This window comes from Ferrimonas sediminicola, assembly GCF_005116715.1.
Lineage (GTDB): Bacteria > Pseudomonadota > Gammaproteobacteria > Enterobacterales > Shewanellaceae > Ferrimonas > Ferrimonas sediminicola.
The window spans coordinates 65,854-83,044 of the sequence record NZ_SWCI01000007.1; the positions used below are offsets into that span (position 1 = coordinate 65,854).

The 17,191-nt window shown below is 61.1% G+C and carries 15 protein-coding genes; 8 read left to right on the forward strand and 7 right to left on the reverse strand.

What is annotated here, in order from left to right:
* Positions 1 to 31: 31 nt before the first annotated feature.
* A complete protein-coding gene (locus FCL40_RS11980; RefSeq protein ID WP_136853535.1) occupies positions 32 to 850 on the reverse strand; it encodes an SDR family NAD(P)-dependent oxidoreductase in 819 nt (272 codons plus the stop codon).
* Positions 847 to 2,859 carry an N-acyl-D-amino-acid deacylase family protein gene (locus FCL40_RS11985; protein WP_229360324.1) on the reverse strand — a complete coding sequence of 671 codons (2,013 nt, stop codon included), beginning with the start codon at positions 2,857 to 2,859 and terminating at the stop codon, positions 847 to 849. The genes FCL40_RS11980 and FCL40_RS11985 overlap by 4 nt, the downstream gene beginning before the upstream one ends.
* Positions 2,860 to 3,355: 496 nt before the next feature.
* Here FCL40_RS11985 and FCL40_RS11995 point away from each other — a divergent pair, with 496 nt between their 5' ends.
* From FCL40_RS11995 to FCL40_RS12015, 5 genes are all read left to right on the forward strand, one after another.
* Positions 3,356 to 4,117 carry a helix-turn-helix transcriptional regulator gene (locus FCL40_RS11995; RefSeq protein ID WP_136853537.1) on the forward strand — a complete coding sequence of 254 codons (762 nt, stop codon included), beginning with the start codon at positions 3,356 to 3,358 and terminating at the stop codon, positions 4,115 to 4,117.
* Between the two features lie 292 nt (positions 4,118 to 4,409).
* A complete protein-coding gene (locus FCL40_RS12000; protein ID WP_229360325.1) occupies positions 4,410 to 6,350 on the forward strand; it encodes a hypothetical protein in 1,941 nt (646 codons plus the stop codon).
* Positions 6,351 to 6,621: 271 nt separating this feature from the next.
* On the forward strand, positions 6,622 to 7,266 hold the full coding sequence (locus tag FCL40_RS12005) for a helix-turn-helix transcriptional regulator (protein ID WP_229360331.1): 645 nt from the start codon (positions 6,622 to 6,624) through the stop codon (positions 7,264 to 7,266).
* Positions 7,267 to 7,356: 90 nt separating this feature from the next.
* Positions 7,357 to 7,704, forward strand: coding sequence for a hypothetical protein (locus FCL40_RS12010; protein ID WP_136853539.1), 348 nt, complete (start codon positions 7,357 to 7,359; stop codon positions 7,702 to 7,704).
* A 71-nt stretch (positions 7,705 to 7,775) separates the two neighbouring features.
* Entirely contained in the window at positions 7,776 to 8,237 is a 462-nt protein-coding gene (locus tag FCL40_RS12015) for a GNAT family N-acetyltransferase (RefSeq protein ID WP_136853540.1), read from the forward strand.
* Here FCL40_RS12015 and FCL40_RS12020 read toward each other — a convergent pair.
* The gene (locus FCL40_RS12020) at positions 8,176 to 9,105 is read right to left on the reverse strand and encodes a LysR family transcriptional regulator (RefSeq protein ID WP_136853541.1); all 930 of its coding nucleotides are present in this window, start codon (positions 9,103 to 9,105) and stop codon (positions 8,176 to 8,178) included. The genes FCL40_RS12015 and FCL40_RS12020 overlap by 62 nt on opposite strands.
* 110 nt (positions 9,106 to 9,215) lie before the next feature.
* On the opposite strand from FCL40_RS12020, the gene FCL40_RS12025 reads away from it, so the two are divergent.
* Positions 9,216 to 9,965, forward strand: coding sequence for a nitroreductase family protein (locus tag FCL40_RS12025; RefSeq protein ID WP_136853542.1), 750 nt, complete (start codon positions 9,216 to 9,218; stop codon positions 9,963 to 9,965).
* Between the two features lie 199 nt (positions 9,966 to 10,164).
* On the opposite strand, the gene FCL40_RS12030 is transcribed toward FCL40_RS12025, so the two are convergent.
* The 4 genes from FCL40_RS12030 to mtoX are packed head-to-tail and all read right to left on the reverse strand — an operon-like array spanning position 10,165 to position 12,900.
* A complete protein-coding gene (locus FCL40_RS12030; protein ID WP_136853543.1) occupies positions 10,165 to 10,437 on the reverse strand; it encodes a GIY-YIG nuclease family protein in 273 nt (90 codons plus the stop codon).
* On the reverse strand, positions 10,437 to 10,826 hold the full coding sequence (locus FCL40_RS12035) for a hypothetical protein (protein WP_136853544.1): 390 nt from the start codon (positions 10,824 to 10,826) through the stop codon (positions 10,437 to 10,439). The genes FCL40_RS12030 and FCL40_RS12035 overlap by 1 nt, the downstream gene beginning before the upstream one ends.
* Positions 10,827 to 10,879: 53 nt before the next feature.
* Entirely contained in the window at positions 10,880 to 11,584 is a 705-nt protein-coding gene (locus FCL40_RS12040; RefSeq protein WP_136853545.1) for an SCO family protein, read from the reverse strand.
* Positions 11,581 to 12,900 (reverse strand): methanethiol oxidase, encoded by a 1,320-nt coding sequence (gene mtoX, locus FCL40_RS12045; RefSeq protein WP_136853546.1) that lies wholly within the window; start codon positions 12,898 to 12,900, stop codon positions 11,581 to 11,583. The genes FCL40_RS12040 and mtoX overlap by 4 nt, the downstream gene beginning before the upstream one ends.
* Before the next feature lie 123 nt (positions 12,901 to 13,023).
* Here mtoX and FCL40_RS12050 point away from each other — a divergent pair, with 123 nt between their 5' ends.
* Together FCL40_RS12050 and FCL40_RS12055 are read left to right on the forward strand one after the other, a co-directional pair.
* Positions 13,024 to 15,342, forward strand: a complete 2,319-nt coding sequence (locus FCL40_RS12050; RefSeq protein WP_136853547.1) for a helicase-related protein — start codon at positions 13,024 to 13,026, stop codon at positions 15,340 to 15,342.
* Positions 15,343 to 15,558: 216 nt separating this feature from the next.
* Positions 15,559 to 16,923 carry an ammonia-forming cytochrome c nitrite reductase subunit c552 gene (locus FCL40_RS12055; RefSeq protein ID WP_136853548.1) on the forward strand — a complete coding sequence of 455 codons (1,365 nt, stop codon included), beginning with the start codon at positions 15,559 to 15,561 and terminating at the stop codon, positions 16,921 to 16,923.
* The last annotated feature ends 268 nt before the right edge of the window (positions 16,924 to 17,191 follow it).

The following is a 17,191-nucleotide window of genomic DNA, read 5'->3' on the forward strand; positions in this document are numbered from 1 at the left end:
TCTGCTCCGATCACCGCTCTTTCTGCGGTAGTCAGGCTCTTCGTTTGGCCCAGTCGACGACCCCCTGCATCGCCCGCTGAAACAGCCCCGGGAACAGCCGGGCCAGGTGATAGGTCAGCCTGGCCCGGAGACCGGGGATGATCAGGAAACGTTGCCGGCGCAGCCCCCTGAGGGTGGCCCGGGTCACGGTGTCGACCCGAAGGGTGCCCCCGAGATCCTTGATGAGCCTGGCCACCGGGCTGATGTCGCGGCGCTCCCGGGCGATCATGGGGGTGTCCACTTCGGGGGGACAGAGCACCGAGATGCCGATGCCCTGGGAATGAAGCTCCTGCCTGAGTGCGCCGGCCATCCCCAGCAGGGCGAACTTACTGGCGCTGTAGCCGGAGTAACCATAGGGGGCAATCAGCCCGGCCAGGGAACTGACGAAGCAGATCTGACCCCGGCCACGCTCCAGCATCATCGGTAGCCAGGCCCTGGCCAGGCGGCGGCTGCCCAGCAGGTTGGTGTTCATGATGGCGTCAAACTCTTCGTCACTCTGCTCCATGAAGGGGAGGCTCTGGACGATGCCGGCACTGAGGATCAGCAGCTCAGGCACCCCCTGTCGGTTATACACCTCGGCCACATGGCGGCGTATCGCCTCGGGGTCATCGACATCCACCGGGTAGGCTTCGATGCTCTGCCGGTCGCCCCCGGCCCGTCGACACAGCGCCGCGGCCTGCGCCAGCCGTTGCGGGTCTCTGGCCAGCAGGGCGACACTCCAGCCTCGGGCGGCGTAGGCCTTGGCCAGGTCCAGGCCGATGCCGCTGGAGGCGCCGGTGATCAGCACCAGATGTGGCTTTGCATCACTCATGCTTGGCCTCCTTGAGGCTGACCTGCGGGGATAAAGCGGCCAAAGCCGGGCGACAGCCCCAGCTCCGGCTGAATCTGACCCTTGTCCACGGCCAGCCTGCCGTTGATCAGCACCTGGCGGACGATGCCCGGGTTGCGGTTGACCAGGCGTTGCAGATCGAAGTTCTCCATCTCATCCCAGCAGACCGCCTCCAGATCCTGCTCCAGAGCCTGCGGATCGAGCACCACCAGGTCGGCCCTGTCCCCCTCTTTGATGCTGCCGGCGTCCACTCCCAGCCACTGAGCCTGTTCGCCGGTGAGCCGCCAGACCGCCCGCTCCAGGGACATCACTGGCGCACCATTGTCGATGGACTCCTTCACCAGCTTCAGCAGCCTGAGCGGCAGGTTGTAGAAGGCCATGTTGCGGATGTGGGCGCCGGCGTCGCTGAAGCTGATCAGGGTGTGGGGGTCGCTGACCAGCCGGTTCAGCACCCGCGGCCGGTGGTTGGCCACCGTGGTGTACCAGCGCAATTTGGTGCCGTACTCCACCACCAGGTCCAGGAACAGATCCACCACGTGTACCCCCCGCTCGTTGGCGATCTCTTCGAAGTTGCGGCCCGACAGCGAGGGGTCCGGACAGTCGATGATGATGGCGTCGCCCAGATCCCGTTGCCATACCCTGGGGCTGAGTTTCTCGCCATAAAATTTGCGAAAGTCACGGCGGTAGGCCTCGTCCTTGAGCAGGGCGTTGCGCGCCAGCTGATCCTTGAGATCCAGGGCCATCTCGCCAGCACCGAACTCCTCGAAGAACACCACGTCGATGCCGTCTGCGTAGACGGTAAAGGGGGTGGGCAGCACCTGCCAGCGAAAGTTGCCGTTCATCAGGTTGGTGAAGCGGGAGGTGAGCTTGGTGAGGTTGGTCAGGTAGCGGCTACCCTTGAGATCCATCTGGCTGATCAGGGTGGTCTTAAGGGGGGGGCGCCACCAGCCGATGCTCTCCCTGACGTAATCGACGATGCGCAGCGGGGTGGCCGCGTCCGGTGCGCCCTGGTGCACCCGGCCATAGCGGCGCACCAACTTGTTCAGCCTGGCGATCTCGCTCCAGCGGGCATAGGTGCTCGGCAGGCTGCGGGACCAGGCGCGTTCGCCATCGATCTTGTCCCACTTCAGCCTCATGGTGGACAGCCCGAGGAACCCCAGTTGCAACGCCTCCTCCAGCTGGGTCTCCATCGCCTGCATCTCCGCCTCTGTGGGCCGCACGCGGTGATCGCTGGCCCGTTCCAGCCCCATGACGCCGGCACGCAGGTCGCTGTGCCCCAGGAAACTGATCAGGTTCGGTCCCAATGGCAGGATGTCGATGTGAGCCAGCCACTGCCCGGGGGTGCGCCAGTGCTTGTGCCGGCGCAGTATGGGCAGTACCTTCTCCCGTGGCACGGTTTCCACCCGGGTAAAGAGATCGGAGGCGTCCTCGGTGTCGCTGCAGATCATGCTCAGGGAGCAGCTGCCTACCAGCACCGTGGTGACCCCATGGCGCACCGACTCCGACAGGCCGGGGCTGACCAGCAGCTCGGCGTCGTAGTGGGTGTGGGTGTCGATAAACCCCGGGGTGACCCAGAGTCCCCTGGCCTGGATCACCCGCCGCGCCGAGGTGGGTGGCAGGGGAGAGGTGCTGACCCTGGCGATGCGCCCGTCGCTGATGGCGATGTCGGCGATGAAGGAGGGGGCGCCGGTGCCATCGAAATAACGGCCCCGCTGTATGAGTAGGTCGTAGGTCACCATGGTTGCCTGTTCCTTAAGCAAACTCCCTGTACAGATGCATCCTACTCCCATTCTCACCGCCGCGCTTGCCCTTTGGTGACGGCCCGGGGAGATGGCGCGGCTGCAAGCTGGTGGTGGCAAGGTGATCCCGCTCCAGCTGAACATCATCAAGCCCGGCGAGCCCAGGCCGCTGGTGATCCCCAACCTGGAGGTCACCGCCCACAACATGTGGCCGGACATCTTCCAGCCCGGGGTGATCACCAAGATGGACATCTTCCTCTCCGCCGCCGATGCCTGCCTGGATGTGGCTTCAACTACTGGCCGTCGCTCTCCACCGGCACCCGGCTGGAGCACTTCGCCCTGTTCAGGATGGATGGCATCGCTTCCCTGGTGGGGCGGGGCTGGGCCAGGATCTATGGCGACCTGGCGGTCAATGGCGACGTCAAGCCGAACTCGGTGTGCGATTAGGGGGAGCAGATCAGGAGCAACGACAAGATCTATAATGATCCCAACGAGCTCAACGCCCTGCCCAGGGACGGCAGCGGCAACTACCAGCCCTATGAGGCGGGGTGGAGCTCGGTCAACTCCGACTGGGACATGAGCCGGGTATTCCCGGATCCCTACGCCTGCATGACCTGCCATCCTAACCCGAGTTAGGCCAGAGGCCTGCGGCTGAGATGTCGCGGGTCACTATCAGATCTGCCAGTATTGTCGGACAGTGACTCGGATATAATACCCCGCAACGGCGTCAAGGAGAGAAAACCCCAAGATGAGCAGTGTCCATACCCAGCCCTGTGACCTCGCTCCCCAGATGGTGGCGCACGCCAGGGCATACTTGGCTCGCTTCGGAATCACCGAGTTTTTCTATGGCATCACCACCAAGGTGATGATCCCCAGCCTTCACCAGTTCAAGAAACTGCGACGGCGGCTTCCCCAGGAGATGATCAAGGCCAGATGCGCCGTCTACTCCAGCGAGGCGATCCTGCGGTTTCGTCACCAGTATCTGCATCATTTTGCCAGCGGCGACGAAGCCTACTTCAACAAGCACCCCATGGGGATGAGTGTCTGGCCGGAGCCGGATCTCAGTAGCGCCAAGGGGGAGCAGTTCAAGCGGTTACTGGAGGAGCATGGCATCCGCAGCCGCGGTGTCTGGCATCTGCCGGTTCCTTTCCATCCGGACTGGATGGCGGTGTTCGTCTTCTTCTCCAACCTGCCCAGGGAGGAGCTACTGGCGAACCTGCGCTGGCACGAGGCGGAGATCGAGCATCAACTGACCCTGTACGCCAGCCACTTTAACGAGCGCTGCATCGCTCAGCTGAACCCCATCGCCAACTTCAACTGCTTGTCGGAGAGGGCCTTGCAGGTTCTCAAGCTGACCGCCGAGGGGGGCTCCAGCGAGGAGGTGGCTGAAGCGTTATCTCTCACCGAGAGCGGGGTCAACTATCACCTGGATCGACTCAAGGATCTGCTTAATGCCCGCAACCGGGCGCAACTGATCAGCATGGCCCATACCTTGGGGTTGCTGAATTGACCAGGGCCAGTTCAGGTCATGGTTTAGGGCGTAAGATGGCGCGGACAGGAGATGCCCGAGTCGATTAGGTGTGATGCCAGGTGCGTAGATATTCCTTTTCTCCCGCTCTTGTCATCACGTTTCCGTGTGTGAGCCGGTGGGCGTTCAAGTGATTTCGAACCTCCATCGGCCTCACACCACAACCACCATCCCAAAATCACTAATACTTCCATTATTGTCGAATCATTACAGTTCCAATATTCTCTCTCTGGCCCGCTCCCCGGGTGACCCATAAATTGAACAAGAGATGATGATGAAGAAACTGCTGACAAGCGTACTGTTGATCGGCTTGGTAACAGGCTGTGACAGTGACTCCGGCTCCACCCCTGAGAAACCTGTAGTTCCGGAATCCGGGAAATCCAAATACCTGACCATGGACATCAAACCAGCGGCCAAGTTTACCGGTGAGTTCTATGTCAAATTGGGGCGCTATGATGATCCTGTGACACATTGGATCCATGACAACAGCGATCTGGACAATAAGGATCGGCCTAAAGCGGATGGCCCGGATGTGGACTTCAACAACGATGGCTGGATCGATGAGCGTGATGCCCATGCCGCCGGGGTCTATAACCCTGAAGAGGTCACGATCAAGATAGACGCGGCCCAAATGCATCAGCTGCTGATGACCAACCCCGATGGCCTGGGGGCAGGCACCGCGCGGCCGGACATCTTCGTGCCCGGTCACTACTCGGTGTTCGATGCGTTGCGCTACCTTGCCTTGACACGCGATGATCTGAAACTGGACGCCATTACCAGCCCGGAAGAGAGTGGCCGCGATACCTACGAGTTTGTGCTCTCTTGGGATAGCAATGGCGATGGAGTGTTCGATGAGCAGGACAACGATGTCTATGCCAATTTCCAGGGCAAGGATTGGCACTTCAGATCCAAATACGATGGTGGGGAGTTCAGAAAAATCGACAGCACCATCAGCGGCATCGGTCCCCAGGGGGAGCTCACCTATTCCCGAATGGATCAGTTTTGGATCCAGCCTGGCATGACCATACGTTTCCAGCCATTTTCGCCGGAGATGACCGCCAGGCGCCGTTGGGCCCAGGATCGGGAGATGGCTCGGTTTGAGGAGGCGGGCGGCAAGGTGATTGTGCCAACGCTGATGTTCAACAATTTCAAAGAGAATGAGCAGCCTAAGGTGATAAGCAACCTTGAGGTGACGGCCCACAACATGCGTCCCGATATATTTCAGCCGGGAGTTATCACCAAGATGGATGTCTTTCTCTCTGCCGCCGATGCCGGGCAGGATATCCTTTTCAACTATTGGCCGACACTGTCCACCGGTGCCAAGATTGAGCACTTTGCCCTGTTCAGAGTGAATGGCGTGGCGTCAGATGTGGGTCGTGGTTGGACTACGGGGTATGGTGAAAAGGCGATAATCAAGGACTTCACCAGAAATTCAAGATGCGACTTCTCCTCCCCAGAGGGTGGAAATATGGACCTTGTCGTGGATCCCGAGCATTGCCGCATCGACTGGCGCACCAACTTTGGCGGCTGGGCCGTGCATGTGATGTCCGATGTCTGGGTGATGAATCAACCGGTCGAGTATGTCTATGCCGAAATCAAGTCCCACTACAAGGTGTGGGGTATGCCGGAGTACTCGGGCAAAGAGATCATGGAGCGTGATTTCAGCAAGGCGGAGGATGGCTCCGACATCATGACCCTGCAGGTGTTTGAGCTCCCCTCAGAGCAGGACGGTACGCCGTTGCTCAGGGAGACGCACTTCGGTTGGGGCATCGCCGATTGCACCGAGTGTCACAACGAGCAGAAGCAGCCGCAGGGCCATGGTGGCCACAACTGGCCGGTCAACAGCAGTGATGGCTTCGATGAGACTCAGCCCTACTACTGCGCCACCTGCCATGGCAGCAATGGTGCACCGGCGGGCCATGGAGAGACTGCTCGCTGCTTCTGGTGTCATGACACCAAGGAGAATCGGCCTTTGCACCATGGAGATGCCTCGACCCAGCGCCGTTATCAGGCCAGTAAAGGGGAGGTGAAGAGCAATCCCTATATTTACAACACCAATAGCCCTAAGAAGGAGCTAAACGCCCTGCCTAGAGACAGCATGGGCAACTACGAGGAGTACACCGATCTGATGAGCTCGGTGAACTCCGACTGGGATATGAGCCGGGTGTTCCCCGATCCCTACTCCTGTATGACCTGCCATCCAAGCCAAGGCTAACGCCTTGGCCAGCCTGTGGCGCGACGGCGCCACAGGCATAGTTTTGCGACCGAATGAAGATGGTTAGCGTTGCCAGCAAGCGGGCCAACAGGAGTACGAGTCTCTGATGCTTGCGAATGTATTGTCACTTATATGTTGATGCTGAAGTGTGTTGTATGAGTAATGTAATCCCCAAAGCCTGCGACATTGACCCCGACTATATCCGAAGAGCCAGTGATTACCTGGCGAGCTATGGGATCAGTGACTTTTTTACGGAATCACCACCAAGGTGATGACGCCCTCCCTGCATCAATTTAAGAAGCTGCGCCGACGGCTGCCCAAGGAGATGCTCAAGGCCAGGTACAGCATCCACTCCAGTGCCTCTATCCTGGAGTACCGACGGCGCTATCTGGAGCACTTTGCCGCGGTGGATGAGGACTATTTCAGAAAGCAGGTGGTGGGATTAAACCTGTTTCGAGGGCCGAACCTGGATACCCCAAAGGGGCAGCAGATGCAGCGCTTAATGGACGAATATGGCCTGCGCAGTTGGGGCGTCTGGCGAGTGCCGGTGAAGTATCATCCGGACTGGTACGTGGTGTTTGTGATCTTCTCCAAGCTTGAGCGGGAGTTGCTCAACGAAAGGCTGATGCCCAACCTGGATGAGATAGATCACCAGCTGTTGCTCTATACCAGCCTGTTTAACGATCACTGCATCGCCCAGATTAATCCTATTACCAACTTCAGTTGCTTGTCCGACAAGGCATTGAGGGTGTTGAAAATGACGGCGGCAGGCCGGTCCAGTGATGAGATCGGTGCCGAGTTGCAGATGTCGGAAAACGGTGTGAACTACCACCTAGACAGGTTCAAGGAGCTGTTTCATGCCAGGAATCGGGCCCAGTTGATCAGTCTGTCCCATACGCTGGGTTTGCTCAACTAGACCCGGTCGTTACCTAATTTGTAGAACCATCTGAAAACCTGTCTTTTCTTGCTTAATATTTAGAGAGTACTGTTGTCAGGGAGAGGACCCATGGGGCGGATGGCTAACTGGAGTGTTGTGGCATTGGTGTTGGCCTTGGCCGGGTGTACCTCCGTCCTGCATGGCACCTTTGTTGCCAGCAGTTACCATCGCGGTGGCGACGGTGCCGCGCCGCTGGGAGCGGTGGAGGGACGCAGCTGCCAGACCCAGGCGCTCTATCTCTTTCCCATGGGGGAGCCCCCCACCACCCAACAGGCCCTGGACGCGGCAAAACGGGTTCACCGGGGAACCCGCTTCCTGGCCGACATCAGCATCGATGACGAGACCCTGTGGCATGTGGGTTATGCCCGTCAGTGCATCGTGGTGCGGGCCACCGCCTGGGGCACCCCGCACTCCTGATTCCCTTTTCCCCTTTTTTCTGTTCCACTTAGGCCAGTTTTGCTCAGGGAGAGGGCCGCAGGGAAGAGCCTATGAAACTCGACGTCATTCAATCGCCCAGCGACGAGCTGGTGCAGTCACTGAGATCGCGCATCCGCGCGCTGAACCGGGACAACTGGCCCGACGTACGGCGACAGCCTCTGGCGGTGGCCCTGCATGATGACCGGGGTGAGCTGGTGGCCGGGGCCAGTGGCAGCAGTTTCGGACACTGGCTGCAGCTGGACTGGCTGTGGGTCGACGACCGCCTGCGGGGGGAGGGGTGGGGCAGCCGGCTGTTGCACGAGTTCGAGGGCCAGGGGCGAGAGCGGGGCTGCCGCTGGTGCCTGCTGGATACCCTGGAGTTCCAGGCTCGTCCCTTCTATGAGCGCCGCGGCTACCGGGCGGTGTGGGAGCAGCGGGACTACCCCCTCAGTGGTTGCCGCAGCTACATGGTCAAGGCGTTGCCGGCCGCTGAGGCGAAGGCTGACCCAGCACCTCAAACAGGTAGTCGATAAACACCCGGGTTTTGGCGGGCAACTGCCTGCGGGTCGCGTAATAGATCATCATGGGGGGGCGCTGGGTACTGAACGTTGTCAGGATGGGCACCAGATCGCCGCGATCCAGGAACTCCCTGGAGTAGAATTTGGCGCCCATCGCAATTCCCACCCCCTTGGCCGCCAGCTCCATCCCCAGCTCGGGGCTGGTGACCGAGATATTGGATTTCAGGTTGTCCCTGGAGAACTCCGAGCCATCTGCAGCCCGGAAGTACCAAGGCATCAGTCGCATGGTGGAGGGGGAGCGGTAACGAACGCAGTTGAAGCGCTCCAGGTCGTCCGGGTGCTCCGGGGTGCCATGGGTCGCCAGAAACTGCGGCGAGGCCAGAATCTGCAGCTCGATGGCCGCCAGGGGGCGGGCGATCACGTTGGCATCTTCACTGACCTGGTTGCCGATGGCGACGTCGATCCCCTCCTCGGCCAGGTCGACCACCCTGTCTTCGAACCTCATATCCAATTCGATCTCCGGGTAGGTGGTCAGGAATCGGTTCAGCAGGGGGATCAGGTACTGCCGACCGTATTGGTAGGGCAGGCTCACCCTGAGCTTTCCTGCCGGGGAACCACTGAGATCCCGGGTCGTGCCCAGGACCTCTGTCAGTTCGCTGACCAGGGGGCAGACCCGGTTGTAGAACGCCGCGCCCTCGTCGGTGAGCGACAGGGAATGGGTAGTTCGGTGAAACAGGCGCACCCCCAGCCCCTGCTCCAGGGTGCGGATATTCTTGCTGATGGCCGCTGGGGTTACCCCCAACTGGCGGGCGGCGGCGGAGAAGTTTCGGGTCCGTGCCGCGGCGATAAAGGCGGGGAGGTGCCTGGTCAGCTCGATCTCCATGCTGTTTATACCTCTAGTTAAAGCTGTTTCTACTCTGTTTATACTACAGGTTTTCCTGAATACCCTTAGAATTTGTTTCCATTAGTTTGGAACCATAAGTGAAGGCCACCATGAATCCAGTTGTTGAGCAGATGAATCGGCGCCGCTCCGTGCGCAATTTTAGTGGCAAGCCCGTCGATGAGGTTCATCTTGGGCGGATACTGCTGGCGGCGCAGCAGGCGCCCACCTCCATCAATGGCCAGCAGATCTCCCTGGTGGTTACCCGCAACAAAGAGACCATCGCCCGCATCGCTGAGATTGCCGGAGGCCAGCCTCAGGTCGCCGGTGCCGAGGTGTTCGTCACCGTGGTGATCGACTATCACCGCACCCGCGAAGCGTTGAAGTCGGTGGGTGCCGAGCAGGTCATCGCTCAGTCTGCCGAAGGGCTGATGGTGGGGGCCACCGACGCCGGTATCATGCTGAACGCCCTGCAGACCGCCGCAGAGTCCTTTGGCTATGGCACCACCGCCATTGGCGGCATTCGCAACGACCCCCAGGCGATGATTGAGCTGCTGGGGTTGCCGGCGGAGACCTTCCCCCTGGTGGGCACCACCATCGGCGTGGCCGATGACGCTTCCCTGGCCCAGGTCAAGCCCAGAGTGCCCCTGGCCACTTTTGCCCACATGGAGCGTTACGACGCCGAGGCGGTGCGCCGAGGGGTGGCCGAATATGATCGGCAACTGCGCTTGTGGTGGGATGAGCAGGGGCTGACGCAGATGCCCAGCTACAGTGAATCGACCGCCCAGTACTACAGCCGGGTCTACTTTCCCAAGGTCGCAGAATCCCTCGAGTCTCAGGGGTTCGAGTTCAGGGACGATTGACGATGATGGAGTCGCTGAGCAAATTTCTGATACACCTTTTTGCGCCTATCGTGGTGATTGACCACGACGAGGAGAGTGTCGAACAGTAATCGCTTTCATCAACCTTTGTAGGCAGGACGCCCCCGAATACAGCTTATTGACCGGTTTACCCCCTTACCCGCGGCGGTGCTATGGACAGCGCCGCTTTTTTATGGGCGCCCTACAAGGGCTCCAGGCAGTGTTCCGGCAAGGCTTGCCGGATTAGTACCGCCTCCTTTTGCGCCCGGGTCAGCTGTTTGACCCGATACTCCACCCTGGATGCCTGGGCGCGATCCCCGATGGGGGTGTGGAACTCCAGGGTCAGTGGTCCCTTGCCCCTCAGTGCCTTGGCGCCTCGTCCCTTACTGTGCTGCCGGAACCGGCGCTCCACGTCGGTGGTGATGCCGGTATAGAGGCGATCACAGGCGGTACGCACCAGGTAGAGGGACCACATCAGAAGTGCACCACGTGACCATGATTGTGCCACAGGTGCGGGCTGCAGAAGGCGTACTGATAGGGGGGATGCATCAGTACCAGGATGGCGGCAAAGATCAGGATGAACTCCCCGAGGTGAAGAAGATCCGGGTTTTGATAGAGGAGCACCACGCTCATCAGCAGGATAAACGCAAAGCAGAGGATCACCAGGCCGGCATTGAGCCGTGCCAACCACAGGCTGCCGATGGGCACCTGATAGGCGTAGCCGAAGCTGGGGTGGATCATCAGGACGGTCAGGCTGAGCAGGGTCCACAGGGCGAAGCTGGGGGCCGGAGTCAGGATCACCGCCATCATGGCGCCGATGGCGACGGCGAGGTCAACCCAAAACAACCATTGCCAACGAGACATTCCCTCCCCCCGGGTTCACTCTGTTCTGGCTCTTTATAGGATAAGGTTTTCATTCATTTCTGTAAATTGTCTGGTTGCTGGCTCTGTTCCAGCAGCAGGGTGTGAATGTCCGTCAGCAGCAGGTCCCGGTGAAGAAAGCCGGTGGAGTAGATATTGCGTATGCGCCCCCTGGTGTCGATCAGGTAGACCCTGAGAAGGTGAGACAGGGCACCGGTGGCCCGCCCCCGGCTGTCTCGCTCCCGCATCACCCACTGGTTGTAGGCGGCCAGGATGGGGGAGAGGGCGGCCTCGTCCTCTGTGGTCAGAAACTGCCAGTGGCCCAGGGGGGAGCGGTAGCGTTTGCCGTAGGCGGCCATGTTGTGGGGGAGGTCATTGATCGGATCGAAGCTGAGGCTCAACAGCTGTACCCTGCTGCTCAGCCCCGGGGTCTGCAAGATAGCCCGTTCAAGACGGGCCAGCACATGACTGGCCAGGGGACAGCCGTTGGGGTCGGGGCAACGGGTATAGATGAAGCTCAGCACCACGACCTTATCGTCAAACAGGGTATGCAGGTTGGTGCGTCCGCCGGTGTCCAGCAGCACCTGGCCATCGGCTGCCTCCCCCAGGGGAGGCAACCGGTAACTCCCAGGCTCGGGGGCGGGAAAGGCCAGGGCAAAGTAGCCGGGTGCCGTGGGCTGAGCCTGGCGGTGGACCCGGTGGGGATCGGAGCCCCAGGTGCACGGCAGCACCAGCAGCAGCACCCAGAGCCAGTGCTTCATTCAATCACCACTGGGCCAGCTTCTCCCCGGGGAGTGCCATAGAGTGCGTAGGCGGACAGCCTCATCTGGTGGGGGCTGCCCAGCTGCTGCTTATGGAAATCGATGGTGAACAGAGGCTCCAGGGCGGTACCGCTCCAGCGGTAGGCCTTGAAGTACTGGAGATCGCCTTCGCCCTCGGCCTTGTCCCAGTTGGCCAGCAGCGACGACGTGTAGTAGAGGCGTTCTCCGTCCCAGCTCTGGGACACCATGTTGACCTGCTCACCCACTTTGAGTCGGTAGACCTCCCTGGGTGCCTTCGGGTTAGTGATGTCGAAACGGCGGGTGGTGCCGTCATTCCAGGTGTTGACCCAAAGTACCTTGTCGTCGCTGCCGATGGAGATGTCCACCGGTAGCGGCATCGCCTCGGCCTCGCCGATCTCCGCCACCGCAGAGGCGCTCCAGTGGCCGGCGTCGTCCCGGGCGACCAGCCACAGCCTGGAGGTGAGGGCGGTGGTGGTGAAGCAGTAGTTGTGGTCGGGATCCCAGGCGCAGCGGATCTCCAGCGGGGCACCGGGGACCTCCAGCACCTGCTGGGGTTGGCGGGTGTGCAGGTTCCACACCACCATGGAGTTGCCGAATCGGGCCATCCGTTCCGGAGAGCCGACCACCTCCGCCAGTGGGGCCATGTAGTTGTCATGGCCGGTGAACGAGCTGGAGATCATGGCATTAACCCTGGGCAGGGCGCGGACATCATAGCCATAACCGTCGGCAAAGGCGGCGCCCTCCACGTCGGCCTTGGGATCGTCCGGCAGCCAGTGGGTGGCCACGTAGTCACCCTGGTTGGTGTACTCCACCAGGGCGGTTTTGCCACCGTGATCCCGGTCGTTTGAGAGGCCGGTGAGCAGCATACGGCCGGGCAGGGCATAGTGGGTGTGGGGGCCGATCACTCCGCCCGAGGCACTGACAAAATCGGTGATCACCTTGTGAAGCCGAGGTTTGGCCGGGTTGGAGTGGATGTCAAAGACGAAGATCTGCGAGCTGTCCAGCCCACCGGCCCAAAGGAAGCGTCTGTCGTCGGTGAATCCGCTGTGGTGCGCTTCGTGGCGCCCGCCGACGGAGAGGCTGTGGATCACCTGACCATAGCTGGAAGAGTCGGGGTTGACGTCAATGGTGACCAGCTTGTCCTGGCCATCGCCCACCCCGTCGACGCCAACCGTCCAAACATAGACCAGGTCCTCCTGACCGGTGATCTTGGCCATATAGGGGGACATGCAGGTTTCATCGGCGCTGATGGGCGCGGCAAGCAGGAGTGCTGCCAGGGGCATAAGCCGTTTCATGTCGGCCTCCAAATCTCCGTTGAACGGAGTAAGTGTAGTCGCTGACGCCGGGCTCGCCCTTGGTGCTGCGGGAGGGCATGGGTTAGACTGACGGCCCATGGCCGTTCCCCTTTTTTCAGCGATATGTTCCAGACCCTTCCTATCGACCCCCTAAAACCCAGATTCCTGAAACTGCTGGATCATCGCCACCTGGTGGTGGAGTCCCAGACCGGCTCGGGGAAATCGACTCGGCTGCCACTGTGGGCGGCGGAAACGGGCAGGGTGCTGGTGGTGGAGCCTCGTCGGGTGGCCTGCCTGGCGTTGTCCGATTATCTCTCCAGCCAGGGCGGCCCCGGTGTGGGGCACGCCATCCGTTTTGAGTCCACCGTCGATGACACCACCCGGGTCGCCTTCGTTACCCCCGGGGTGGCGCTGCGCTGGCTCAGTGACGATGGTCTGGCCGGGTACGATACGGTGATCATCGATGAGTTTCATGAGCGGCGATGGGACACAGACCTGTTGCTGGCCCTGCTCAAGCGGCGTAACCAGCACCGCTTGGTGCTCACCTCCGCCACCATCGACGGTGAGCGCCTGGCCCGTTACCTGGAGGGGGAGCGCCTGAGCGCCGACGGGCGCCAGTTCCAGGTGAGCATCCACCACCTGGCCAGGGAGAGTCGTCAGCTGCCGGATGAGCGGGGGCTGGAGGGCCGGGTCAAAGAGGCGGTGGTGCGTGGCCTGGAGGAGAGCCCGGGCGATGTCCTGGTGTTTCTGCCCGGCAAGCGGGAGATCATCCACTGCGCGGCTCAGCTCAAGGAGATCGACGTGCAGACGGTGCCTCTGCACGGGGGGGCCAGCAACACCGAACAGCGGGCCGCGCTGCGCAGCGGCGAGCATCGGCGGGTGATCCTGGCCACCAATGTGGCCGAGACTTCCCTGACCATTCCCGGCATCACCTGCGTAGTGGACTCGGGCCTGGAGCGTCGCACCCACCAGAGAAACGGCCGCACCGTGCTGGGGTTGCACCGCATCTCCCTGGCCAGTGCCGCCCAGCGCGCCGGCCGGGCCGGAAGGGTGCAGGCGGGGATCTGCTATCGGCTGTGGGGCCAGCATGCCCCCATGGAAGCACTGACTCCGCCGGAGCTCAAGCGGGAGGAACTGGTGGAGCCGATGCTGGCTGCCGCCTGCGCCGGCGAGCGGCTCGATGAGCTGGAGTTCGTCGACAGCCTGCCGGAGAAATCTCTGGGGATTGCCCGCGACAAGCTGCTGCAGATGCGGGCCATCGACGAACAGGGCCGCGCCACCGACCACGGACGCCGTCTCTACCCTCTGCCTATCGATACCCAGTTCGCCCATCTGATCACCGCCATGGAGGAGAAGGGGTGTCGCGAGGCGATGGTGGATCTCTCCGCCGCCCTCAGCCTGGGAGCCAGGTTGTGGCAACCGCCCGGCGGTGAGGCCGGCATCAAGGCCTTAAAGGCCTGGCAGCCGTTGGAGTGCGATGCCATGACCCTGCTGTCACTGCTCAGAGAGCCCCTTCCCGAGGAACTCAGCTGCGACAGGCAGATGCTGGCGGAAGCGAAGATGCTGGCCAATCAGATCCGCGCCGCCCTGGAGCTGCCCCAGTTGTCGGTGGCGACGCCAGTCAGCCGCACTGCCTGGCTGGCGGCGGTGATGGGGGCCCAGCCGGACCTGGTGTATGTGCGCCGCCTCAAGCGGCCCCAGGCCCTGGGTAACGGCTTTGCCGAAGTGCAGCAGGGCAGGGACAGCCGCCTGTCCGAGCAGGCCCTGGGGGCGGTGGTGTTCGACCAGTTTTCCCTGCCGGGGCGCGGGGTCAAGCAGACCCTGAACCTGGCCACCTGTATGGCACCGGTGACCTTCAAACAGATCCTGGACGCCGGCCTGGGGGAGCTGCAGACCGGAGAGTTGCAGGAGGATGGCCATACCCTGATTTCCAGGGTCGTCTATGCCGGGCGGGAGTTGGGGGAGGTCAGTCACCTGGGCAGCGGCGAGCAGGTGGTGGCCACCCTGGTCAGGGAGATCCTCGCTGGTCAGCGACTGCCCGGAGTGGGCCTGCGCCTGGAGCAGGACCTGGCGGCCTGGGCCCTGTGGTGCGCCCTGGGGGAGGGGGAGGGCGAGGTGCCCGGGCCCGACGCCTGGCTGTCCCGGCGGCTGACTGAGCTGGGAGTAGAGTCTTTCGAGGATATGGAGCTTATTGAGGCGCAGGAACTGGCTTTCGACGGGATTCCGGACTGGCAGCGCGAGGAGTTCGATGAGCGCTTTCCCCTGCAGCTGACCCTGGCCGAGCTCAAGGTGACGGTGGAGTACGACATCCGCCGGAAGAGCATCGATGTGGTGTATCAATCCGGCACCCGCAAAGGGGGGCCGAAACGCTGGGAGCTGCCCCGTTGGAGCGGCTGGAGGGTGTTCTACCGTAAGGCCAGTAAGCGGGTAACCTTGAGCTAAGTTATTGATATGTATGTGGCACTACTTTTTAGATGGTTCCTGATCTAAGTTTTTGATAAACGAGGGTAAAAATTTTCGCAGAACCATCAAAATAAGGCCAAAAAGTTGATCTGACATAAGTTTTGTTGGGAATACCACCAAAGGGGTATGCCTGTCGTTTCATCAACTCTCTATGATTTGCCTTGAGAGATAAAAAAAAGCCTCGGAGAGGATGAGATGAAACAATTGAATAAACTGGCTGTAGCCGTTGCCATCGCTGCCATCAGTGGTTCTGCATTTGCTAAAAACAGCCCCGAAGACGCCAACAACATCACTTGGAAAGAGAAGTATCCCGATCAGTACGCCTCCTGGGCGACCACTGCCGAGTCAGACGCCCTGGATGACATCCTGGCCGAAGACCCCATGGTCGTGCTGATGTTTGGCGGCTACGGTTTTGCCAAGGACTACAACAAGCCCCGTGGCCACCACTTCGCAGTTATCGACAACATCCGCAGCCTGCGTACCGGCGGACCCATGACCGCCACCGAAGGCCCCATGGCCGCTTCCTGCTGGGGCTGCAAGACCCCTGACCTGAAGCGCATGTACGACCAGGTCGGCGAAGGCAACTTCTCCGAGAAGAAGTGGGGTGCCTGGGGTCACGAGATGGCCAACTCCATCGGCTGTGCCGACTGTCACGACGCCGAAACTGGTAAGCCTACTCCCGCCCGTCCTTTCGCCCTGCGCGCTTTCGCTGCCAGCGGTCAGAAGTTCGAAGAGCAGGAGCCCAACATCCAGGCGGCCATGACCTGTGGTCAGTGCCACGTTGAGTACTACTTCAACGGCAAGGATCACAAGAACGTCAAGTTCCCCTGGGACGGCGGCATGGACGTTGACTCGATCCTGGCCTACTACGACGCCCTGGGCTTCAAGGACTGGACTCACAAGATCTCCAAGGCGCCCATGCTGAAAGCCCAGCACCCCGAGTGGGAAACCTGGCAGCAGAGCACTCACTACGAGATGGACGTGACCTGTATCGATTGTCACATGCCTAAGACCGAAAACGCGTCTGGCAAAGAGTTCACCAACCACAACGTAGCGAACGCCATCGACGCCTTCGACCAGACCTGCTCCAACTGCCACGACACCAAGGCTGAGCTGGTTGACGCCCTGGCATCTGCCAAGCAAGAGATCCACAAGGCCCAGATCGCTGCCGAAGAGGTTATCGTGAAAGCGCACTTCGACGCCGGAGCTGCCTGGGAAGCCGGGGCCACCGAAGCCGAGATGAAGGACGCCCTGAAGCTTATCCGCCACGCTCAGTGGCGTTGGGACTACGCGATTGCTTCCCACGGAATCTACGCCCACAACCCGCAACTGGGTCTGGAGCAACTGGCCAAGGCCAAAGAGACCGGTGCCGAAGCTCGCGCTGCACTGAAGAAGGTTCTGGCCAAGCACGGTGTAAGCAAGGTGACCTACCCTGATTACTCCACCAAGGCCAAGGCGCAAGCCATCGTAGGTCTGGACAAGACCAAGCTGGACGCCCAGAAGAAGACCTTCCTGGAAGAGCGCGTACAGAAAGAGTGGCCTACCAAGGTACAGTTCTAATCTCGACCCCTCACACGCACGAGATTGACTGAATCCAGGTCCGAAACGCCCCCGCAAGGGGGCGTTTTTTTGTGTCTGGCTCATGATAGGGGGAGAGGGCAACATGGCCTGGCGACAGACGCGGGTTGCCACGGCAATCTTGGGCCGGCTGTCCCCAACAAAGGCGTGATGCTGTTGGGGGGGGGGCGATGGTCACCGGGTGAGAGTGCGAACCGGGGAGGGACGATGAGGCGCTAGCGCAGGCGCCCGTGCGGACCGGAGCAGATGT

Excerpts from the sequence above, each read along its gene's own strand:
- FCL40_RS11980 (WP_136853535.1), bottom strand. The coding sequence starts at position 850 with ATGAGTGATGCAAAGCCACATCTGGTGCTGATCACCGGCGCCTCCAGC.
- FCL40_RS11985 (WP_229360324.1), bottom strand. The coding sequence starts at position 2,859 with ATGTCCATCTTGGTGATCACCCCGGGCTGGAAGATGTCCGGCCACATG.
- FCL40_RS11995 (WP_136853537.1), top strand. The coding sequence starts at position 3,356 with ATGAGCAGTGTCCATACCCAGCCCTGTGACCTCGCTCCCCAGATGGTG.
- FCL40_RS12000 (WP_229360325.1), top strand. The coding sequence starts at position 4,410 with ATGAAGAAACTGCTGACAAGCGTACTGTTGATCGGCTTGGTAACAGGC.
- FCL40_RS12005 (WP_229360331.1), top strand. The coding sequence starts at position 6,622 with ATGACGCCCTCCCTGCATCAATTTAAGAAGCTGCGCCGACGGCTGCCC.
- FCL40_RS12010 (WP_136853539.1), top strand. The coding sequence starts at position 7,357 with ATGGGGCGGATGGCTAACTGGAGTGTTGTGGCATTGGTGTTGGCCTTG.
- FCL40_RS12015 (WP_136853540.1), top strand. The coding sequence starts at position 7,776 with ATGAAACTCGACGTCATTCAATCGCCCAGCGACGAGCTGGTGCAGTCA.
- FCL40_RS12020 (WP_136853541.1), bottom strand. The coding sequence starts at position 9,105 with ATGGAGATCGAGCTGACCAGGCACCTCCCCGCCTTTATCGCCGCGGCA.
- FCL40_RS12025 (WP_136853542.1), top strand. The coding sequence starts at position 9,216 with ATGAATCCAGTTGTTGAGCAGATGAATCGGCGCCGCTCCGTGCGCAAT.
- FCL40_RS12030 (WP_136853543.1), bottom strand. The coding sequence starts at position 10,437 with ATGTGGTCCCTCTACCTGGTGCGTACCGCCTGTGATCGCCTCTATACC.
- FCL40_RS12035 (WP_136853544.1), bottom strand. The coding sequence starts at position 10,826 with ATGTCTCGTTGGCAATGGTTGTTTTGGGTTGACCTCGCCGTCGCCATC.
- FCL40_RS12040 (WP_136853545.1), bottom strand. The coding sequence starts at position 11,584 with ATGAAGCACTGGCTCTGGGTGCTGCTGCTGGTGCTGCCGTGCACCTGG.
- mtoX (WP_136853546.1), bottom strand. The coding sequence starts at position 12,900 with ATGAAACGGCTTATGCCCCTGGCAGCACTCCTGCTTGCCGCGCCCATC.
- FCL40_RS12050 (WP_136853547.1), top strand. The coding sequence starts at position 13,024 with ATGTTCCAGACCCTTCCTATCGACCCCCTAAAACCCAGATTCCTGAAA.
- FCL40_RS12055 (WP_136853548.1), top strand. The coding sequence starts at position 15,559 with ATGAAACAATTGAATAAACTGGCTGTAGCCGTTGCCATCGCTGCCATC.